Origin of the sequence: Streptomyces sp. NPDC017095 (assembly GCF_044332325.1) — a bacterium.
Taxonomy (GTDB): domain Bacteria; phylum Actinomycetota; class Actinomycetes; order Streptomycetales; family Streptomycetaceae; genus Streptomyces.
Map to the genome: position 1 here is coordinate 102,259 of NZ_JBIROU010000010.1, position 19,681 is coordinate 121,939.

General features: G+C 72.4%; 16 protein-coding genes and 1 pseudogene. 14 read left to right on the forward strand and 3 right to left on the reverse strand.

The window, feature by feature from the left end; genetic code table 11:
* Positions 1 to 292 precede the first annotated feature (292 nt).
* From ACH4OA_RS21320 to serA, 4 genes are all read left to right on the forward strand, one after another.
* Positions 293 to 2,143 carry an acetolactate synthase large subunit gene (locus ACH4OA_RS21320; RefSeq protein WP_365874743.1) on the forward strand — a complete coding sequence of 617 codons (1,851 nt, stop codon included), beginning with the start codon at positions 293 to 295 and terminating at the stop codon, positions 2,141 to 2,143.
* A gap of 30 nt (positions 2,144 to 2,173) precedes the next feature.
* Positions 2,174 to 2,698, forward strand: a complete 525-nt coding sequence (ilvN, locus tag ACH4OA_RS21325; protein WP_365874741.1) for an acetolactate synthase small subunit — start codon at positions 2,174 to 2,176, stop codon at positions 2,696 to 2,698.
* A 116-nt stretch (positions 2,699 to 2,814) separates the two neighbouring features.
* Complete coding sequence (ilvC, locus tag ACH4OA_RS21330; RefSeq protein WP_365874739.1) at positions 2,815 to 3,813, forward strand: ketol-acid reductoisomerase; 999 nt, start codon at positions 2,815 to 2,817, stop codon at positions 3,811 to 3,813.
* A 226-nt stretch (positions 3,814 to 4,039) separates the two neighbouring features.
* Entirely contained in the window at positions 4,040 to 5,629 is a 1,590-nt protein-coding gene (serA, locus tag ACH4OA_RS21335) for a phosphoglycerate dehydrogenase (RefSeq protein WP_397943017.1), read from the forward strand.
* Between the two features lie 101 nt (positions 5,630 to 5,730).
* Here serA and ACH4OA_RS21340 read toward each other — a convergent pair whose 3' ends face one another.
* From ACH4OA_RS21340 to ACH4OA_RS21350, 3 genes are all read right to left on the reverse strand, one after another.
* Positions 5,731 to 6,915 (reverse strand): RNA polymerase sigma factor, encoded by a 1,185-nt coding sequence (locus tag ACH4OA_RS21340; RefSeq protein ID WP_397970375.1) that lies wholly within the window; start codon positions 6,913 to 6,915, stop codon positions 5,731 to 5,733.
* A gap of 8 nt (positions 6,916 to 6,923) precedes the next feature.
* Positions 6,924 to 7,331, reverse strand: a complete 408-nt coding sequence (locus tag ACH4OA_RS21345; protein ID WP_397943019.1) for a YciI family protein — start codon at positions 7,329 to 7,331, stop codon at positions 6,924 to 6,926.
* Between the two features lie 118 nt (positions 7,332 to 7,449).
* A complete protein-coding gene (locus ACH4OA_RS21350) occupies positions 7,450 to 8,748 on the reverse strand; it encodes a PucR family transcriptional regulator (protein WP_397970182.1) in 1,299 nt (432 codons plus the stop codon).
* Positions 8,749 to 8,912: 164 nt separating this feature from the next.
* Here ACH4OA_RS21350 and ACH4OA_RS21355 point away from each other — a divergent pair, with 164 nt between their 5' ends.
* The 10 genes and pseudogenes from ACH4OA_RS21355 (at position 8,913) to ACH4OA_RS21400 (ending at position 19,675) form a co-directional block, all read left to right on the forward strand.
* Positions 8,913 to 9,839 carry a proline dehydrogenase family protein gene (locus tag ACH4OA_RS21355; RefSeq protein ID WP_397970184.1) on the forward strand — a complete coding sequence of 309 codons (927 nt, stop codon included), beginning with the start codon at positions 8,913 to 8,915 and terminating at the stop codon, positions 9,837 to 9,839.
* Between the two features lie 39 nt (positions 9,840 to 9,878).
* Entirely contained in the window at positions 9,879 to 11,510 is a 1,632-nt protein-coding gene (gene pruA / locus ACH4OA_RS21360) for an L-glutamate gamma-semialdehyde dehydrogenase (protein ID WP_397970186.1), read from the forward strand.
* Positions 11,511 to 11,598: 88 nt separating this feature from the next.
* Positions 11,599 to 12,138: a GNAT family N-acetyltransferase gene (locus ACH4OA_RS21365; protein WP_397970187.1), complete on the forward strand. Its 540-nt coding sequence runs from the start codon at positions 11,599 to 11,601 to the stop codon at positions 12,136 to 12,138.
* Positions 12,139 to 12,400: 262 nt separating this feature from the next.
* A complete protein-coding gene (locus ACH4OA_RS21370) occupies positions 12,401 to 12,532 on the forward strand; it encodes a hypothetical protein (RefSeq protein ID WP_268744354.1) in 132 nt (43 codons plus the stop codon).
* 76 nt (positions 12,533 to 12,608) lie between these two features.
* Positions 12,609 to 13,652, forward strand: a complete 1,044-nt coding sequence (locus ACH4OA_RS21375; RefSeq protein ID WP_365874720.1) for a 3-isopropylmalate dehydrogenase — start codon at positions 12,609 to 12,611, stop codon at positions 13,650 to 13,652.
* Positions 13,653 to 13,896: 244 nt separating this feature from the next.
* Positions 13,897 to 14,985 carry a branched-chain amino acid aminotransferase gene (locus ACH4OA_RS21380; protein WP_397948817.1) on the forward strand — a complete coding sequence of 363 codons (1,089 nt, stop codon included), beginning with the start codon at positions 13,897 to 13,899 and terminating at the stop codon, positions 14,983 to 14,985.
* A gap of 213 nt (positions 14,986 to 15,198) precedes the next feature.
* Positions 15,199 to 15,870, forward strand: a pseudogene (gene ureA, locus ACH4OA_RS21385) (urease subunit gamma); the annotation flags it as partial.
* Positions 15,871 to 16,262: 392 nt separating this feature from the next.
* The gene (locus ACH4OA_RS21390) at positions 16,263 to 17,987 is read left to right on the forward strand and encodes an urease subunit alpha (protein WP_397970189.1); all 1,725 of its coding nucleotides are present in this window, start codon (positions 16,263 to 16,265) and stop codon (positions 17,985 to 17,987) included.
* Between the two features lie 11 nt (positions 17,988 to 17,998).
* Complete coding sequence (locus ACH4OA_RS21395) at positions 17,999 to 19,039, forward strand: agmatine/peptidylarginine deiminase (protein ID WP_397943035.1); 1,041 nt, start codon at positions 17,999 to 18,001, stop codon at positions 19,037 to 19,039.
* An 18-nt stretch (positions 19,040 to 19,057) separates the two neighbouring features.
* Positions 19,058 to 19,675 (forward strand): TetR/AcrR family transcriptional regulator, encoded by a 618-nt coding sequence (locus ACH4OA_RS21400; protein ID WP_397970191.1) that lies wholly within the window; start codon positions 19,058 to 19,060, stop codon positions 19,673 to 19,675.
* Positions 19,676 to 19,681: the final 6 nt, after the last annotated feature.

Genomic DNA, 19,681 nt, shown 5'->3' on the forward strand with positions numbered 1-19,681 from the left:
TGGAAGTGGCCTTCGCTCACATGCTGAGACGCCCGTCCCACCCACTTGACACGTGGTGCGTGCCGGGGGGAGGGTCAGTGCCATGCGCACCCGAATTCTCGTACTTGGACAGCGCGTCGGCTGAGCTGGGAACCGCCGGAGGACGATCCGGACTCCCCAGCGACCTCACCGGCGCGCTCCCCTCGCTTGCCTTGCGGCACGAGGGGTTTTTTGTTGCACGGGCACCTTCCGTGCAGCGGCCCGACTCCGCCCGAACCTCGCAAAAACCCTCAGCATCGAGAAGAGAATGCCGATGACCGAGCAGGCCACCGGGGCCCACCATCCGCAGCCGCGGCCCCGTTCCGGAGGACAGCACTCCGCCCCCGTCGAGCACGTCACGGGTGCGCAGTCCCTCATCCGCTCCCTCGAGGAGGTCGGCGCGGACACGGTATTCGGCATTCCCGGCGGTGCGATCCTCCCGGCGTACGACCCGCTGATGGACTCCACCCGGGTGCGGCACGTCCTGGTCCGGCACGAGCAGGGCGCCGGTCACGCGGCCACCGGCTACGCGCAGGCCACCGGCAAGGTCGGCGTCTGCATGGCGACCAGCGGCCCCGGCGCCACCAACCTGGTCACGCCGATCGCGGACGCGCACATGGACTCGGTGCCGATGGTCGCGATCACCGGCCAGGTCGCCTCCAAGGCGATCGGCACGGACGCCTTCCAGGAGGCGGACATCGTCGGCATCACCATGCCGATCACCAAGCACAACTTCCTGGTCACCAAGGCCGAGGACATCCCGCGGACGATCGCGCAGGCGTTCCACATCGCCTCCACCGGCCGCCCGGGCCCGGTCCTGGTCGACATCGCCAAGGACGCGCTCCAGGCGAAGACCACCTTCTCCTGGCCGCCGGTGATGGACCTGCCGGGCTACCGGCCGGTGACCAAGCCGCACGCCAAGCAGATCCGCGAGGCCGCCAAGCTGATCACCGCCGCCCGGCGGCCCGTCCTGTACGTCGGCGGCGGGGTGCTCAAGGCGCACGCCACGGCGGAGCTGAAGGTGCTGGCCGAGCTGACCGGCGCGCCGGTCACCACCACCCTGATGGCGCTCGGCGCGTTCCCCGACAGCCACCCGCAGCACCTGGGCATGCCCGGCATGCACGGCAGCGTCGCCGCGGTCACCGCGCTGCAGAAGGCCGACCTGATCGTGGCCCTCGGCGCCCGCTTCGACGACCGGGTCACCGGCAAGCTGGACAGCTTCGCGCCGTACGCCAAGATCGTCCACGCGGACATCGACCCGGCGGAGATCGGCAAGAACCGCGCCGCGGACGTGCCGATCGTCGGTGACGCCCGCGAGGTCATCGCCGATCTGGTGCAGGCCGTGCAGAAGGAGCACGCCGAGGGCCACCGGGGCGACTACACCGCCTGGTGGAGCGACCTGAAACGGTGGCGCGAGAACTACCCGCTCGGCTACGACCTGCCGGGCGACGGCTCGCTCTCCCCGCAGCAGGTCATCGAGCGCGTCGGCAAGCTGGCCCCCGAGGGCACCGTCTTCGCCGCGGGCGTCGGCCAGCACCAGATGTGGGCCGCGCACTTCATCGAGTACGAAACGCCCGCCACCTGGCTCAACTCCGGCGGCGCCGGCACGATGGGCTACGCGGTCCCGGCCGCGATGGGCGCCAAGGCCGGCCGCCCGGACCGGACCGTCTGGGCGATCGACGGCGACGGCTGCTTCCAGATGACCAATCAGGAACTGACCACCTGCGCCCTGAACAACATCCCGATCAAGGTCGCCGTCATCAACAACGGCGCCCTCGGGATGGTCCGCCAGTGGCAGACCCTCTTCTACAACCAGCGCTACTCCAACACCGTGCTGCACAGCGGTCCGGACGACGTCAACCCCGCGGCCCGCGGCACCCGCGTGCCGGACTTCGTGAAGCTGTCGGAGGCGATGGGCTGCGTGGGCCTGCGCTGCGAGCGCCCCGAGGACCTGGACAAGGTCATCGCGGAGGCCAACTCCATCAACGACCGCCCGGTCGTCGTCGACTTCATCGTCCACGAGGACGCCATGGTCTGGCCGATGGTCGCCGCCGGCACCTCCAACGACGAGATCATGGCCGCCCGGGACGTCCGCCCCGACTTCGGCGACAACGAAGACGACTGACCGTCAACAGGCAAGGAAGAGCAGAACACCATGTCCAAGCACACGCTCTCCGTCCTGGTGGAGAACACGCCGGGCATCCTCGCCCGGATCGCCGCCCTGTTCTCCCGGCGCGGCTTCAACATCGACTCGCTCGCGGTCGGCGTCACCGAGCACCCCGACATCTCCCGCATCACCATCGTGGTGACCGTCGAGGACCTGCCGCTGGAGCAGGTGACCAAGCAGCTCAACAAGCTGGTCAACGTGCTGAAGATCGTCGAGCTGGAGCCCGGCCAGGCCGTGCAGCGCGAACTCGTCCTGGTGAAGGTCCGCGCCGACAACGAGACCCGCTCCCAGGTCGTGGAGATCGTCCAGTTGTTCCGCGCCAAGACCGTGGACGTCTCCCCGGAGGCCGTGACCATCGAGGCCACCGGTTCCACCGACAAGCTGTCCGCCATGCTGAAGATGCTGGAGCCGTACGGCATCAAGGAGCTGGTCCAGTCCGGCACCATCGCGATCGGCCGGGGCGCCCGTTCGATCACGGACCGGTCGCTGCGCGCACTCGACCGGACAGCGTAAGACCCCGTCCGGGCGGCCGCGATCAGGGTCGCCCGGATGCCGAGACCCGCGAACTTCCGTCCCGCCCGCCGTCATACGGTGGGACGCACCACCTGCACACAAGGAGAGAACCCAAAGTGGCCGAGCTGTTCTACGACGCCGACGCCGACCTGTCCATCATCCAGGGCCGCAAGGTCGCGGTCATCGGCTACGGCAGCCAGGGCCACGCCCACGCCCTGTCGCTGCGCGACTCCGGTGTCGACGTGCGTGTCGGTCTGCACGAGGGCTCGAAGTCCAAGGCCAAGGCCGAGGAGCAGGGCCTGCGCGTGGTGACCCCGGCCGAGGCCGCCGCCGAGGCCGACGTCATCATGATCCTGGTCCCGGACCCGATCCAGGGCCAGGTCTACGAGGAGTCCATCAAGGACAACCTCAAGGACGGCGACGCGCTGTTCTTCGGCCATGGCTTCAACATCCGCTTCGGCTTCATCAAGCCCCCGGCCGGCGTGGACGTCTGCATGGTCGCCCCGAAGGGCCCGGGCCACCTGGTGCGCCGTCAGTACGAGGAGGGCCGCGGCGTTCCGTGCATCGCCGCCGTGGAGCAGGACGCCTCCGGCAACGCCTTCGCGCTGGCCCTGTCGTACGCCAAGGGCATCGGCGGCACCCGCGCCGGCGTCATCAAGACCACCTTCACCGAGGAGACCGAGACCGACCTCTTCGGCGAGCAGGCCGTGCTGTGCGGTGGCACCGCGGCCCTGGTCAAGGCGGGCTTCGAGACCCTGGTCGAGGCCGGCTACCAGCCGGAGATCGCCTACTTCGAGTGCCTGCACGAGCTGAAGCTGATCGTCGACCTCATGTACGAGGGCGGCCTGGAGAAGATGCGCTGGTCGGTCTCCGAGACCGCCGAGTGGGGCGACTACGTCACCGGCCCGCGCATCATCACCGACACCACCAAGGCCGAGATGAAGAAGGTCCTCGCCGAGATCCAGGACGGCACCTTCGCCCGGAACTGGATGGACGAGTACCACGGCGGCCTGAAGAAGTACGACGAGTACAAGCGGCAGGACTCCGAGCACCTGCTGGAGACCACCGGCAAGCAGCTGCGCAAGCTGATGTCGTGGGTCGACGAGGAGGCGTAAGCCCTACGCGGCAGGGGCCGGAGCGACTGCTTCGGCCCCCGTTGTCCACCCCGTCCAGCCCCGGACGGGTGATCCTTCCGCAGAGGCGTAATACGACGCCCCTCGCGCCACTACACTTCTGCACAACACGCGTCAGGCCCACAGCGTCGTGCGTCTTCCGCGGCTAGCCCCTCCTCCGCCTGCGGCCGTCGGGACGGCCGTCCGCATCGCACATGTGAGGACTCACGTGAGCTCGAAACCTGTCGTACTCATCGCTGAAGAGCTGTCGCCTGCCACCGTCGACGCCCTCGGTCCGGACTTCGAGATCCGGCACTGCAACGGGGCGGACCGCTCCGAGCTGCTGCCGGCCATCGCCGAGGTGGACGCGATCCTGATCCGTTCGGCCACCAAGGTCGACGCCGAGGCGGTCGCCGCCGCGAAGAAGCTCAAGGTCGTCGCGCGGGCCGGCGTCGGCCTGGACAACGTCGACGTCTCCGCCGCCACCAAGGCCGGCGTGATGGTCGTCAACGCCCCGACCTCCAACATCGTGACCGCCGCCGAGCTGGCCTGCGGTCTCCTCCTCGCCACCGCCCGCAACATCCCGCAGGCCAACGCCGCGCTGAAGAACGGCGAGTGGAAGCGCAGCAAGTACACGGGCGTGGAGCTGGCCGAGAAGACGCTGGGTGTCGTGGGCCTGGGCCGCATCGGTGCCCTCGTCGCGCAGCGCATGTCCGCCTTCGGCATGAAGGTCGTCGCCTACGACCCCTATGTGCAGCCCGCGCGGGCCGCGCAGATGGGCGTCAAGGTGCTCTCCCTGGACGAGCTGCTGGAGGTCTCCGACTTCATCACCGTCCACCTGCCCAAGACGCCCGAGACCCTCGGCCTGATCGGCGACGAGGCGCTGCGCAAGGTCAAGCCGAGCGTGCGGATCGTCAACGCGGCGCGCGGCGGCATCGTGGACGAGGCGGCGCTGTACGCGGCGCTGAAGGAGGGCCGGGTCGCCGGCGCCGGCCTCGATGTGTACGCGAAGGAGCCCTGCACCGACTCCCCGCTGTTCGAGCTGGACCAGGTCGTCTGCACCCCGCACCTCGGCGCGTCGACGGACGAGGCGCAGGAGAAGGCCGGCATCGCCGTCGCCAGGTCCGTCCGCCTCGCCCTGGCCGGCGAGCTGGTGCCGGACGCGGTCAACGTCCAGGGCGGTGTCATCGCCGAGGACGTCAAGCCGGGCCTGCCGCTCGCCGAGCGCCTGGGCCGGATCTTCACCGCCCTGGCCGGCGAGGTCGCGGTCCGCCTCGACGTCGAGGTCTACGGCGAGATCACCCAGCACGACGTGAAGGTGCTGGAGCTGTCCGCGCTCAAGGGTGTCTTCGAGGACGTCGTCGACGAGACCGTGTCCTATGTGAACGCGCCGCTGTTCGCGCAGGAGCGCGGCGTCGAGGTGCGCCTGACCACCAGCTCGGAGTCGGCCGACCACCGCAACGTGGTGACCGTGCGCGGCACGCTGGGCACCGGCGAGGAGGTGTCGGTCTCCGGCACGCTGGCCGGTCCGAAGAACGTCCAGAAGATCGTCGCGGTCGGCGAGTACGACGTCGACCTCGCGCTCGCCGACCACATGCTCGTCCTGCGCTACGAGGACCGTCCGGGTGTCGTCGGCACCGTCGGCCGCATCCTCGGCGAGGCCGGCATCAACATCGCCGGCATGCAGGTCGCCCGCGCCACGGTGGGCGGCGAGGCGCTGGCCGTGCTGACCGTGGACGACACGGTGACCGCCACCGTCCTGGCCGAGCTCGCCGCGGAGATCGGCGCCACGTCCGCCCGCTCGGTGAACCTGGTCTGACGACGCACCGGGGCCGACCGGCCCCGCCTCCCGGACGGACCGGCCCCGGGGCCGGTCCGTCCGGCGTTTCCCGGCGCGGCAGGCGTGCCGGCCGGGACCCGTCAGCGCTGCCGGCGGGCGTTGAGCCGGGCGGCCTGGCGCGTCAGGTGGTCGCGCTCGGCGAGGTGGGGTGCCTGGTGCGCCGCCTCGGCGTACAGCCGTGCCGCGGTCACCGGGTCGCCGGCGCGCTCGTGGAGGTACGCGGCCACGGCGGTGTGGCGGGGCAGCGAGGGGTCCAGCGCCGCGAGTTCCGCGAGCCCGGCGCGCGGTCCGTCGGCCTCCCCGACGGCGACCGCCCGGTTGAGCCGGACCACCGGGCTGCCGGTCAGGCGCACGAGTTCGTCGTACCACTCGACGATCTGCACCCAGTCGGTCTCCTCGGCGGCGGGCGCGTCCGCGTGGAGCGCGGCGATGGCGGCCTGGGCCTGGAACTCGCCCAGCCGGTCCCGGGCCAGGGCCGCCTGGAGGACGCCGACGCCCTCGGCGATCAGCGCGGTGTCCCACCGGCTCCGGTCCTGCTCGGCGAGCGGCACCAGCGTGCCGTCGGGCGTGGTCCGGGCGGCCCGCCGGGCGTGGTGGAGCAGCATGAGGGCGAGCAGCCCGGCCGCCTCCGGGTGGTCGACGGCGGCCGCGAGCTGCCGGGTGAGCCGGATGGCCTCGGCGGCGAGGTCGATCTCGCCGGAGTAGCCCTCGTTGAAGACCAGGTACAGGACGCGCAGCACGGTGGCGACATCGCCGGGCCGGTCGAAGCGCACGGTGGAGACGGTGCGCTTGGCCCGGCTGATGCGCTGCGCCATGGTCGCCTCGGGCACCAGACAGGCCCGCGCGATCTGCCGGGTGGTCAGCCCGCCGACGGCGCGCAGGGTGAGCGCGACCGCGGACGCCGGGGTCAGCGACGGATGCGCGCACAGGAAGTAGAGGTGGAGCGTGTCGTCCGCCGAGGGCGCCGGCCCGGGTGCCGGCTCCTCCGCGGCACGGTCCTCGCGCCGGCGGCGCGCGGCGTCGGCGCGCGTCGCGTCGAGGAACTTGCGCCAGGCCACGGTGACCAGCCAGCCCTTGGCGTCCCGGAGCGGCTCCGCACTGCCCGGGCCGGGCCCGGAAGCCGGGGCGGAACCGTCCGCCCGGACCCGGAGCGCCTCGACCAGCGCGTCCTGCACGGCGTCCTCGGCCGCCGCGAAGTCGGCTCCGCGGCGGACGAGGACGGTGAGCACGCTCGGCGCGAGAGCGCGGAGCAGGGCCTCGTCCATCGGGGGCGTCACTCCGTGATGGTGGGCGGCGCGGTCAGGAACGGGCGCACCTCCAGCCACTCGTGGATCGGCTTGCCGCCGGCCCCCGGCGCGGCCGACAGCTCCCCGGCCAGCTCGACGGCCCGCTCATAGCCGTCGACGTCGATCACCATCCAGCCCGCGATGAGGTCCTTGGTCTCGGCGAACGGTCCGTCGGTGACCGGCGGGCGCCCCTCGCCGTCGTAGCGCACCCACGCCCCCTCCGGGGCGAGTGCCTGGCCGTCGACGAACTCGCCGGTCTCCTCCAGCCGGGCCGCGAAGTCGTGCATGTACCGCATATGGGCCGAGATCTCCTCGGGCGTCCAGCGGTCCATCGGTACGTCGTTGACCGCGGCCGGGGCGCCTCGGTAGTGCTTGAGCAGCAGGTACTTGGCCATCGTCGGGGCTCCTCCTCGCCGGTGCGACCCATTGTGGCCGCATCCACCACGGGGACGGAGCCGGTCCCGGGTTCTCGACATCACCGCCGGATTTTTTTTCCGCCGGAGTGTGCGGCGGTCACAGCCGGGAGCGTTTCAGGGCCATGTGGAGCAGGAGGCGGTCCTCGCCGTCGTCCAGGTCCAGGCCGGTGAGCTGTTCCACCCGGGACAGCCGGTAGTACAGCGTCTGGCGGTGGATGCCCAGCTCGGAGGCGGTGCGGCCGGCCTGTCCGGCGCAGTCGAGGTAGACCTCCGCCGTGCGGGCCAGCTCCCGGTGGGCGGGGGAGAGGAGCGCGCCGGTGACGCGGTCGTGCGCGGCCTGCGGCGGCAGCGCGGTCAGCAGCCGGTACGCCCCGATGCCCGCCCACTGCGCGACCGGCCCGAACCGCGGCTCGGCCAGCGCGGCGCGCGCGGCGTCGGACGCCTGCTGCCACATGGTGCCCAGTTCGGCGAGGCCCGCCCCCGGTTCCCCGACGCCGGCGGCGGGTCCGCCCGTCCCGGCGGCCAGGCCGGCGGGCCCGCCCGCCCGGACCGCCGCCGCTGCCGCCGTCCGCGCGCCGGCTCCGCGCGCCCGCGCGCCCCGCGACTCCTCGGCCTCCTTCAGCAGCCGCGTGGCGGCGGCCACCGCCGGGGCGGGCACGTCCGTGCTGCGCAGCCGGACCAGGACCGCCAGGCTCAGGCCCGTCGCGCCCCAGGGCAGGGTGCACAGCGCCGTGGCGTGCGGGACCGTGCGCGGGGCCGGGGCGTCGTCCGGGTCGGCCGCCGGCCAGGGCGCGACGCAGACCAGCGTGTGCGGGCCGTCGGCGCGGGGGCCGAGGGCGGTGCGCAGGTCGGCCACCGCCATGTCCCGCTGCCAGCCCCGGTCCGCGGTGAGCACCGCCCGCAGCTCGCGGCTCAGTCCGGCCCCGGCCTCCGCCTCGTCCGCGAGCAGCGCGCCGATCCGGTCGGCGACCCGCATCGCGGCGGCGAGCTGGGCGTCGGTCGGCCCGGGGTCGCCGTCCAGCAGCCAGACGTAGCCGAGGACGACGCCCCGGTGGCGTACGGGCAGGCAGATCCGGCCGCGGTAGACGCCGGCCTCGGTGCTCGGCGGGATGCGCACCGGCGCGGTGGCGCGGGTGATGCCGAAGCCCTCGAACCAGGCCCGGACCGGCGCCGTGGAGCGCCGGGTCAGGATCGAGCGGGTGCGCACCGGGTCCAGCGCGGACGGGTCCAGTTCGTCGTCGCTGTCGTAGGCGCCGAAGGCGATCAGTTCGAAGTCGCGGTTCTCCAGGGTCGCGGGGACGCCCAGCAGCTCCGAGATCTCGTCCACCAGCTCCTGGTAGTCACCCGCGCGGTGGAAAGAAGCAGAATCGGCCTTCACCCGGGCATTCTCCCCCATGTTCCGGCCACCTTCATACAGGTGTCTGAGATCCCGGGCACGGATGCGTGACAGCTGTCGATGGCCCACGATCGGAGAGATCCTTAGGTTTCACGGTGGTTCTCCGTGCCGTACCCGAATCGTCGGGCTCCGGCCGAATTGGTGCTTGTCTGTGGAGGTGCCCCGTGCTGGGTCCCGTGATTCTCGCCGCGTCGCGCAGCGACCGGATGCGACGCCTGATCTCGGCGGCCCCGGTGACCAAGCAGGTCGTCGACCGCTTCATCCCCGGTGAGACCGTGGCCGACATCGTCCCGATCATCAGGGAGATGACGGCCAAGGGCCTGGAGCTGACGATGGACGTCGTCGGCGAGGACATCACCACCCCGGAGCAGGCCACCGCCGCCCGGGACGCCTACCTGGAGCTGATCGGCCGGCTCGCCGAACTGGAGCTGGGCGAGAAGGTCGAGATGTCGGTCAAGCTCTCCATGTTCGGCCAGGCGCTGGACGGCGGCCACGAGCTGGCCCTCGCCAACGTCCGCCCGGTCGTCGAGGCCGCCGCCGCCATCGGTACGACGGTCACGCTGGACGCCGAGGACCACACCACCCTGGACTCGATGTTCGCCATCCACGAGGAGCTGCGGAAGGACTTCCCGCAGACCGGCTGCGTCATCCAGGCGTACCTCTTCCGCACCGAGACCGACGCGCGCCGCCTCGCCGAGGCCGGCAGCCGCGTCCGCCTGGTCAAGGGTGCCTACAAGGAGCCCGCCGAGGTCGCCTACCAGCAGAAGCACGAGATCGACAAGGCCTACGTGCGCATCCTGCGGATACTGATGGAGGGCGAGGGTTACCCGATGATCGGGTCCCACGACCCGCGTCTGATCGCCATCGCCCAGGAACTGGCCCACCAGGCGGGCCGCAAGCCGGCCGAATACGAGTTCCAGATGCTGTACGGCATCCGGAGCGAGGAGCACCTGCGGCTGGCCGCAGAGGGCCACCGCATGCGCGTCTACACCGCCTACGGCACCGACTGGTACGGCTACTTCATGCGCCGCCTGGCGGAGAAGCCGGCCAACCTGCGCTTCTTCCTCCGCTCGATGGTCAGCAAGGGCTGAGCCCGCACACCCGCTCACGTACAAGGAGTTACGGATCTCATGGACGCTGTGACCCAGGTCCCCACCCCGGTCAACGAGCCGGTGCACGGCTACGCCCCCGGCTCGCCCGAGCGCGCCCGGCTGGAGGTCAAGCTCAAGGAGCTGGCCGACAACCCGATCGACCTGCCGATGACCATCGGCGGCGAGAAGCGGCTGGGCGGCGGCGAGCCGTTCCGGGTCGTGCAGCCGCACAACCACAAGGCCGTCCTCGGCACCGGCCGCCACGCCACCCGGCAGGACGCGCAGGACGCCATCGACGCGGCCCTCGCCGCCGCCCCGGCCTGGCGCGCCATGTCCTTCGACGACCGCGCCGCGATCATCCTGCGCGCCGCCGAGCTGCTGGCCGGCCCCTGGCGCGAGACGATCGCCGCCTCCACCATGCTGGGCCAGTCCAAGACCGCCCAGCAGGCCGAGATCGACAGCCCCTGTGAGCTGGTCGACTTCTGGCGCTTCAACGTCCACTACGCCCGCCAGATCCTGGCCGAGCAGCCCCCGGCGAACTCCCCGGGCGTGTGGAACCGGCTGGACCACCGTCCGCTGGAGGGCTTCGTCTACGCGATCACGCCCTTCAACTTCTCGGCGATCGCCGCGAACCTGCCCACCGCGCCCGCCCTGATGGGCAACGTGGTGGTCTGGAAGCCGTCCCCGACCCAGACCCACGCGGCCGTCCTCCTCATGGAGCTGCTGGAGGAGGCGGGCCTGCCCAAGGGCGTCATCAACCTCGTCACCGGCGACGGCATCGCGGTCTCCGAGGTCGCCCTGGTCCACCGGGACCTCGCGGGCATCCACTTCACCGGCTCGACCAAGACCTTCCAGTACCTGTGGAAGACGGTCGGCAACAACATCGAGAAGTACCGCTCCTACCCGCGTCTGGTCGGCGAGACCGGCGGCAAGGACTTCCTGGTCGCCCACCCGAGCGCCGACCGCGCGGTGCTGAAGACGGCCCTGACCCGGGGCGCCTTCGAGTACCAGGGCCAGAAGTGCAGCGCCACCTCCCGCGCCTACATCCCGGCCTCCATCTGGAACTCGGGCTTCAAGGAGGAGTTCGCCGCCGAGGTCGACTACCTCACCATGGGCGACGTCACCGACCTGTCCAACTTCCTGGGCGCGGTGATCGACGAGCGGTCCTTCGCCAAGAACAAGGCGGCCATCGACCGCGCCAGGCAGGACCCGTCCTGCACGATCGTGGCCGGCGGCTCCTACGACGACTCGGTCGGCTACTTCGTCCGCCCGACCGTCATCGAGTGCACCGACCCGGAGAACGAGGTGTTCACCACCGAGTACTTCGGTCCGATCCTCGCGGTGTACGTCTACGAGGACGACCGGTACGACGAGATGCTGACCCAGATGGAGTCGGTGTCGGACTACGCCCTCACCGGTTCGGTCGTCGCGGGCGACCGTGCCGCCGCCGCGTACACGATGGACAAGCTCCGCTTCGCCGCGGGCAACTTCTACATCAACGACAAGTCGACCGGCGCCGTCGTCGGCCAGCAGCCCTTCGGCGGCGGCCGCGCCTCCGGCACCAACGACAAGGCCGGCGCCCCCCAGAACCTCCAGCGCTGGACGCTGACCCGCGCCATCAAGGAAACCCTGGTCCCGCCGACCGACTACGGCTACCCGCACATGGGCTGACCCGCCCCGCGATCCCCGGCCCGGGAGGCCCGCCGCGCGGCGGGCCTCCCGGGCCGTCGCCATGTCCGCGGAAAGGGATACTGGCGGCATGACCCAGCCTGCCCGCATCGTGCACACCGCCGACCTCGATCCCGCCGGACTGCGGGAGATCCGTGGTCTGTTGGACGACGCCTTCGACGGGGACTTCTCGGACGAGGACTTCGACCACGGGCTGGGCGGGGTCCACGCGCTTATCCGGGACGGCCGCGGGCTCGCCGCGCACGGGGCGCTGGTGATGCGGCGGGTGCGGCACCGGGGGAGGTGGCTGCGCACCGGGTACGTGGAGGCGGTCGCCGTGCGGGCCGATGTGCGGCGGACCGGGCTCGGCGGGCGGGTGATGGCCGGGCTGGAGCGGATCGTGGACCGGGCCTACGACCTCGGGGCGCTGTCGGCGAGCGACGAGGGCGCGCCGCTGTACGCCGCCCGGGGCTGGCAGTGCTGGCCCGGACAGGTGCACGCCCTGTCCCCGGACGGCGTCGTGCGGCTGGCGGACGAGGAGGGCGGGGTGTACGTACGGCCCGCGCTCGCCGGTCCGCTCGACCCGGCCGGCGAGCTGGTCTTCGACTGGCGGGACGGCGACATCACCTGACGGCGTGCCGGGCCGGGGGCCGAAAGCCCAGCTCAGGGCGGTCCTCGTCTCAGATAGTAGGAAGTCCGAGTAAGTGGGCAGACAGACGCGGGCGGCTCCCTTAACGTGAGAGGAGCCGAACGTCTCGCTCGATCCAGCGAATGGCGGCCGTGAGCCGGCCCGCGCAGGCAACCCCTGCGGCCGACGCTCCCCGCCTCATCCGGCGTCTCGTATCCCCTTGCCGCGCTTTCGCGTGCGCCGTTTGCCGAAGGAGTCGATCCCCATGGCCGAGACGACCGCCCACCGCCGAGTCCGCCACGCGTCCCGCACCAGCGAGTCGGACCGCAAGAACGCCGCCGCCGCCCTCCAGCGCGCCCTGGACCGCCGGGACAACGGCGGCGAGACCGGCCACTGAGCCGGCTCCCCCCGCCGGACTGTCCGCATCGCGGACACCGCGTGTCATCACCTGGGACGAGGAGTAGGGTTCCCGCATGTCTCGCAGCATCAATCTCGCAGTGATCCCCGGTGACGGCATCGGCCAGGAGGTCGTGGCCGAGGGTCTCAAGGTCCTCTCCGCCGTCCTGCCGCAGGATGTGAAGCTGGAGACCAAGGAGTACGACTTCGGCGCCCAGCGCTACCACGCCACCGGTGAGACCCTCACCGACGCCGACCTGGACGCGCTCAAGCGGCACGACGCGATCCTGCTCGGCGCCATCGGCGACCCGAGCGTCCCGTCCGGCGTCCTGGAGCGCGGCTTCCTGCTGAAGCTCCGCTTCGCCTTCGACCACCACGTCAACCTGCGCCCGTCGAAGCTGCTCCCCGGTGTCGCCACCCCGCTCGCCGGCCAGCCGGAGATCGACTTCGTCGTGGTCCGCGAGGGCACCGAGGGCCCGTACACGGGCAACGGCGGCACCATCCGCAAGGGCACCGCGCACGAGGTCGCCACCGAGGTGTCCGTCAACACGGCCTACGGCGTGGAGCGCGTCGTCCGCGACGCCTTCGCCCGCGCCCAGGCCCGCCCGCGCAAGAAGCTCACGCTGGTCCACAAGAACAACGTGCTGACCTTCGCCGGGCACCTGTGGACGAACGTCTTCAACCGGGTGGCCGAGGAGTTCCCCGAGGTCACCACCGACTACATCCACGTCGACGCGGCGACGATCTACCTCGTCACCGACCCCGGCCGCTTCGACGTCATCGTCACCGACAACCTCTTCGGCGACATCATCACCGACCTCGCCGCGGCCGTCTCCGGCGGCATCGGCGTGGCCGCCTCCGGCAACATCAACCCCAGCCGCGAGTTCCCGTCCATGTTCGAGCCGGTCCACGGCTCGGCCCCGGACATCGCCGGCCAGGGCAAGGCCGACCCCACCGCCACCGTCCTGTCCGTCGCCCTGCTGCTGCGCCACCTGGGCTACGACACGGAGGCCGACCGCATCGACGCCGCGGTCACCGCCGACCTCACCGAGCGCACCGGCACGCCGGCCCGCTCCACCGCCGAGATCGGCGACGCGCTCGCCGTACGCGTAGCCGGCTGACCCGCCGCGCTTCGCCCAAGCCGCCGGGTCGCGACACCGCGCCCGGCGGCTTTCGTCATGTCCCCGCCGGGTGCCACCATCAAGCCCGGGCCGCTCCACCCCGGTACCGTCCCCCGCCGCTCTCCGCGCGATAATCGAACGCGGAGCCGCGATATGAGGGAATGCTCGGACGTCCAAGCACCGACGACGAGCGGTACAGGCGTGAGCGCGGCCCGTCACTACAACCGGTGAAGGACAACCACTGATGACGACGCCCACGATCGAGCTCAAGCCGTCCGCCAGTCCGCTCGCCGCCGCGGAGCGCGAGGCGATCCTGGCCAACCCCGGCTTCGGCCGCCACTTCACCGACCACATGGTGACGATCAAGTGGACCGAGGGCCGCGGCTGGCACGAGGCCCAGCTCGTCCCGTACGGCCCGATCTCCCTGGACCCCTCCACTCACGTCCTGCACTACGGCCAGGAGATCTTCGAGGGCCTGAAGGCCTACCGGCAGCCCGACGGCTCGGTGGCGCTGTTCCGCCCCGAGGCCAACGCCCGCCGCTTCCGCGGCTCCGCCCGCCGGATGGCCATGGCCGAGCTGCCCGAGGAGCTGTTCATCGCGGCGCTGGACGCGCTGCTCACCCAGGACGCCGACTGGGTCCCGCCGCACGGCGGCGAGGCGTCCCTGTACCTGCGGCCGTTCATGTTCGCCACGGAGGCCGCGCTCGGCGTCCACCCGGCGAACGAGTACCTGTTCATGCTGATCGCCTCGCCGTCCGGCGCCTACTTCGCCGGCGGCGTCAAGCCCGTCACGATCTGGGTCTCCGAGGACCACGTCCGCGCCGTCCCGGGCGGCACCGGCGACGCCAAGACCGGCGGCAACTACGCCGCGTCGCTGCTGCCGCAGGCCGAGGCCGCCGCGCACGGCTGCGACCAGGTCGTCTACCTCGACGCGGTGACCCGCACCAAGGTCGAGGAGAGCGGCAGCATGAACGTCGCGTTCGTCTACGGCGACCGGATCGTCACCCCGTCGCTCACCGGCTCCATCCTGGAGGGCATCACCCGCGACTCGCTCCTCCAGGTCGCCCGCGACCTCGGCTACACCGCCGAGGAGGGCGTGGTCACCCTGGAGCAGTGGCGCGCGGACGCCGCGTCGGGCGCCCTCACCGAGGTCTTCGCGTGCGGCACCGCCGCGGTGGTCACCCCGATCGGCCACGTCAAGACCAAGACGGACGCCTGGTCCCACGGCGACGGCACGCCGGGCCCGGTGACGCGGCGGCTGCGCGAGGCGCTGCTCGGCATCCAGCGCGGCATGACCGAGGACAAGCACGGCTGGATGCACCGGGTCGGTTAAGCGCCCGGCCGCCTGCCCGGCCGAAAGTGCCCCGCAGGGGCGCGCGGTTCCCCGCGCGTTCCTGCGGGGCACTTCGCTTTAGAGCGACGTTCGATGTGGCATGGGGCGCGTGCGATGTGGTCTGGGCCGCGTTACCCGGTCAATCCTTCGGTTTCCCGGATTCTGCGTTTAGAGTGTTGCTCTAACCTGTGGAGGACAAGGAGGTGCCGCGCCGTGCGACTGACTCCCACGGAACGCGACCGGCTGCTGCTCTTCGGCGCCGCCGAGCTGGCCCGGGCCCGCCGGGCGCGCGGTCTGAGGCTGAACGTGCCGGAGGCCACCGCGCTGATCGCGGACACCGTCTGCGAGGCGGCCCGGGACGGCCGGCGGCTCGCCGAGGCCATCGAGGCCGCCCGGTCGGTGCTCGGCCCCGGCGACGTGCTGCCGGGCGTCGCCGACGTCGTCACCGAGGTGATGGTCGAGGCCGTCTTCGACGACGGCTCCCGGCTCGCGGTCGTCTCCGACCCGATCGGCGGCGGCCTGGGCGAGGACGCACCCGGCGCGCTGCTCCCGGGCCCCCCGCACGCCGACCCCGCGCCCGCCGTCCGGCTCCGCGTCACCAACACCGCGACCGTGCCCGTCTCCGTCACCTCGCACTTCCACTTCTTCGAGGCCAACCCGCGGCTCGACTTCGACCGCGGCGCGGCCTACGGCATGCGGCTCGCCGTGCCCGCCGGCTCCTCGGTCCGCTTCGGTCCGGGCGAGAGCGAGGAGGTCGGTCTGGTGCCGATCGGCGGCGAGCGGGTCGCGATCGGCTTCGCCGGCCTGGTGGACGGGCCGCTGGACGCACCCGGCGCCCGGCAAGAGGCCCTGCGCCGTGCCGCCGCCTGCGGCTACCTGGGAGTGACACCGGAAAAGCCGGCAGGCCCGGAAGGCCCGGCGGGCCCGGGAGGCCCGGCGGGCCCGGGAGGCCCGGCGGGCCCGGGAGGCCCGGCGGGCCCGGGAGGCCCGGCAGGCCCGGGAGACCCGGGAGACCCGGCGGGCCCGGGAGACCCGGCGGGCCCGGGAGGCCCGGCGGGCCCGGGAGGCCCGGCGGGCCCGGCAGGCCCGGGAGGCCCGGGAGGCCCGGCAGGACCGGCAGGCCCGGAAGAGCCGGCAGGCCCGACCGGACCGGCAGGCCCGGCAGGCCCGGGAGACCCGGCGGGCCCGGCAGGCCCGGCAGCACCGGCAGGCCCGGAAGAACCGGAAGAACCGGAAGAACCGGAAGAACCGGCAGGCCCGGAAGGAGACGAGGAACGATGAGCCGCTCCAAGGGGCGCGAGGTGAGCCGGTCGGTCCACGTCGACCCGCACGCCTACGCGGCCACCCACGGCCCGCGCGCCGGCGACCGCGTCCGTCTCGGCGACTCGGGGCTGACGGTCCGGGTCGAGTCCGACGCCCAGAAGTACGGCGACGAGTTCCTGGCCGGCTTCGGCAAGACCGCCCGCGACGGACTGCACCTGAAGGCCGCCGCCGTCCGGGACACCTGTGACGTCGTGATCAGCAACGTCGTCGTGATCGACGCCGTCCAGGGCATCCGCAAGGTGTCCATCGGCATCCGCGAGGGACGCATCGCTGCCATCGGACGGGCCGGCAACCCGGACACCCTGGACGGCGTGGACGTCGTCGTCGGCACCGGCACCTCCATCGTCTCCGGCGAGGGTCTGATCGCCACCGCAGGCGCCGTCGACACCCATGTCCACCTGCTGTCGCCGCGCATCATGGAGGCGTCCCTCGCCTCCGGGGTGACCACGATCATCGGCCAGGAGTTCGGCCCGGTCTGGGGCGTCGGCGTCAACTCGCCCTGGGCGCTGCGCCACGCCTTCAACGCCTTCGACGCCTGGCCGGTCAACATCGGCTTCCTGGGCCGGGGTTCGTCCTCGGACCCGGCGCCGCTGATCGAGGCGCTGGCCGAGGGCGGGGCGAGCGGCTTCAAGGTGCACGAGGACATGGGCGCCCACACCCGCGCCCTGGACACCGCGCTCCGGGTCGCCGAGGAGCACGACGTCCAGGTCGCCCTGCACAGCGACGGGCTGAACGAGTGCCTGTCGGTCGAGGACACCCTGCGCGTGCTGGAGGGCCGGACTATCCACGCCTTCCACATCGAGGGCTGCGGCGGCGGACACGTGCCGAACGTGCTGAAGATGGCCGGCGTCCCGAACGTCATCGGCTCCTCCACCAACCCCACCCTGCCCTTCGGCCGGGACGCGGTCGCCGAGCACTACGGCATGATCGTCTCCGTCCACGACCTCAAGCCCGACCTGCCCGGCGACGCGGCGATGGCCCGCGACCGCATCCGGGCCGGCACCATGGGCGCCGAGGACGTGCTGCACGACCTGGGCGCGATCGGCATCACCTCCTCCGACGCCCAGGGCATGGGCCGGGCCGGCGAGACGGTCCGCCGGACGTTCGCCATGGCCGGCAAGATGAAGGCCGAACTGGGCCCGCTGGAGGGCGACGGCGAGGGCGACGACAACGCCCGGGTGCTGCGCTACATCGCCAAGCTGACCATCAACCCGGCCATCGCGCACGGCCTCGCCCACGAGGTCGGCTCGATCGAGCCCGGCAAGCTGGCCGACATCGTGCTGTGGCGCCCGGAGTACTTCGGCGCCAAGCCGCAGCTCGTGCTGAAGGCGGGCTTCCCGGCGTACGGCGTGGTCGGCGACCCGAACGCGGCCACCGACACCTGCGAACCCCTCGTCCTCGGACCGCAGTTCGGGGCGTACGGCGCCACGGCCGCCGACCTCTCGGTCGCGTTCGTCGCGCGGGCCGCCGCCGAGCAGGGCGGCGACGCGCTGCCCACCCGCCGGCGCCGGGTCGCGGTGCGCGGCACCCGGGGCATCGGCCCCGCCGACCTGCGGCTGAACGCCCGTACCGGAGCGGTCGACGTGGACCAGCGCACCGGCCTGGTCACCCTCGACGGCGACCCGGTCAGCTCCGCGCCCGCCGACTCCGTCTCCCTCAACCGCCTCTACTTCCTCTAAGGACCCGCCGCATGACCACCCCCGCCGCCGACGGCTTCCGCATGCCCGCCGAGTGGACCCCGCACGAGCGCACCTGGATGGCGTGGCCGGGCCCCAACCCCACCTTCGAGGACCCTCAGGACCTGGCCGCCGCCCGTGCCGCCTGGGCGTCCGTGGCCCGCGCGGTCCGCCGCTTCGAACCGGTCACCGTGGTGTGCGGTCCCGGTCAGTCCGCCGGGGCGCGGGCCCTGCTCGGCCCCGGCGTGGAGACCGTGGAGCACGAGCTCGACGACGCCTGGATGCGGGACATCGGCCCGACCTTCCTGACCGACGGCCGGGGCCGGCTGGCCGCCGTCGACTGGACGTTCAACGGCTGGGGCGCCCAGCACTGGGCCCGCTGGGAGCACGACGCGAAGATCGGCGCGTTCGTCGCCGGACGCGCGGACGCGCGGACGTACGCCTCGGAGCTGGTCAACGAGGGCGGCGCGCTCCACGTCGACGGCGAGGGCACCGTCCTGCTCACCGAGACCGTGCAGCTCGGCCCCGAGCGCAACCCGCACTGGTCGAAGGCGGAGGTCGAGGCGGAGATCCACGCCCACCTCGGCACGAGCAAGGCGATCTGGCTGCCGCGCGGCCTGACCGGCGACTACCCGCCCCACGGCTTCGGCACCCTCGGCCACGTCGACATCGTGGCCGCCTTCGCCCGCCCCGGTGTCGTCGTCGCCCACCACCAGCCGGACCCGGCGCACCCCGACCACGAGGTCACCCGGGAGGTCATCGGCCTGCTCAGGTCGGCGACCGACGCCCGGGGCCGCGCGCTGGAGGTCGTCGAGGTGCCCGCCCCGACCGCCCTGGAGGCCGACGGCCACTGGGCCGACTACTCCTACATCAACCACTACCTCTGCAACGGCGGCGTGGTGCTGTGCGGCTTCGACGACCCGCGTGACGAGATCGCCGCCGGGATCTTCCGCCGCCTCTTCCCGGAGCGGACGGTGACCCTGGTGGACGCCCGTACGATCTTCTCCGGTGGCGGTGGCATCCACTGCATCACCCAGCAGCAGCCGAGGGTCTGACACACACGGGAGCAGCAGATGGCCGGTGCGGGCCGGGCGCGCAGGAACGCGCCGCCGCGCGAGGAGGTCCTCGCGACCGCCATGAGCATGATCGCCGAACGCGGTCTGGAGAAGCTCACCATGGCGGGGCTGGGCCGCGAGGTCGGCATGAGCAGCGGCCATCTGCTGTACTACTTCGGCTCCAAGGACGAGCTGCTGCTGCGCACCCTGGAGTGGAGCGAGGGCCGGCTCGGCGCCGAGCGGGCCCGGCTGCTCACCGGCCCGGGAACGGCCCGGGAACGCCTGGCGGCCTACGTCGACCTGTACGTCCCGGACGGCCACCGCGATCCGCACTGGACGCTCTGGCTGGAGGTCTGGAACCGCTCGCAGAACGCCGACGCGGCCGCGCGCGAGCGGCAGGCCGCGATCGAGGGGGCCTGGCACCGCGATCTGGTCGCGCTGATCGCCGAGGGCGTCTCGCGCGGCGAGTTCCGCCCGGTCGACGCGGACCGCTTCGCCACGCGGCTGCGCGCGCTGCTGGACGGGTTCTCCATCCACGTGGCCATCGGGCTGCGCGGCACCGACCGGGACCACGTGCTCGGACATGTGCGGGAGTTCGTCGAGGAGGCGTTGCCGGCGGTGCCGCCGGGCAGGTAAGGGCCC

Excerpts from the sequence above, each read along its gene's own strand:
- ACH4OA_RS21345 (WP_397943019.1), bottom strand. The coding sequence starts at position 7,331 with ATGGCCAAGTACCTGCTGCTCAAGCACTACCGAGGCGCCCCGGCCGCG.
- ACH4OA_RS21380 (WP_397948817.1), top strand. The coding sequence starts at position 13,897 with ATGACGACGCCCACGATCGAGCTCAAGCCGTCCGCCAGTCCGCTCGCC.
- ACH4OA_RS21375 (WP_365874720.1), top strand. The coding sequence starts at position 12,609 with ATGTCTCGCAGCATCAATCTCGCAGTGATCCCCGGTGACGGCATCGGC.
- ACH4OA_RS21340 (WP_397970375.1), bottom strand. The coding sequence starts at position 6,915 with ATGGACGAGGCCCTGCTCCGCGCTCTCGCGCCGAGCGTGCTCACCGTC.
- ilvN (WP_365874741.1), top strand. The coding sequence starts at position 2,174 with ATGTCCAAGCACACGCTCTCCGTCCTGGTGGAGAACACGCCGGGCATC.
- ACH4OA_RS21390 (WP_397970189.1), top strand. The coding sequence starts at position 16,263 with ATGAGCCGCTCCAAGGGGCGCGAGGTGAGCCGGTCGGTCCACGTCGAC.
- ACH4OA_RS21395 (WP_397943035.1), top strand. The coding sequence starts at position 17,999 with ATGACCACCCCCGCCGCCGACGGCTTCCGCATGCCCGCCGAGTGGACC.
- ACH4OA_RS21400 (WP_397970191.1), top strand. The coding sequence starts at position 19,058 with ATGGCCGGTGCGGGCCGGGCGCGCAGGAACGCGCCGCCGCGCGAGGAG.
- ACH4OA_RS21370 (WP_268744354.1), top strand. The coding sequence starts at position 12,401 with ATGGCCGAGACGACCGCCCACCGCCGAGTCCGCCACGCGTCCCGCACC.
- pruA (WP_397970186.1), top strand. The coding sequence starts at position 9,879 with ATGGACGCTGTGACCCAGGTCCCCACCCCGGTCAACGAGCCGGTGCAC.
- ACH4OA_RS21350 (WP_397970182.1), bottom strand. The coding sequence starts at position 8,748 with ATGGGGGAGAATGCCCGGGTGAAGGCCGATTCTGCTTCTTTCCACCGC.
- ACH4OA_RS21320 (WP_365874743.1), top strand. The coding sequence starts at position 293 with ATGACCGAGCAGGCCACCGGGGCCCACCATCCGCAGCCGCGGCCCCGT.
- ACH4OA_RS21365 (WP_397970187.1), top strand. The coding sequence starts at position 11,599 with ATGACCCAGCCTGCCCGCATCGTGCACACCGCCGACCTCGATCCCGCC.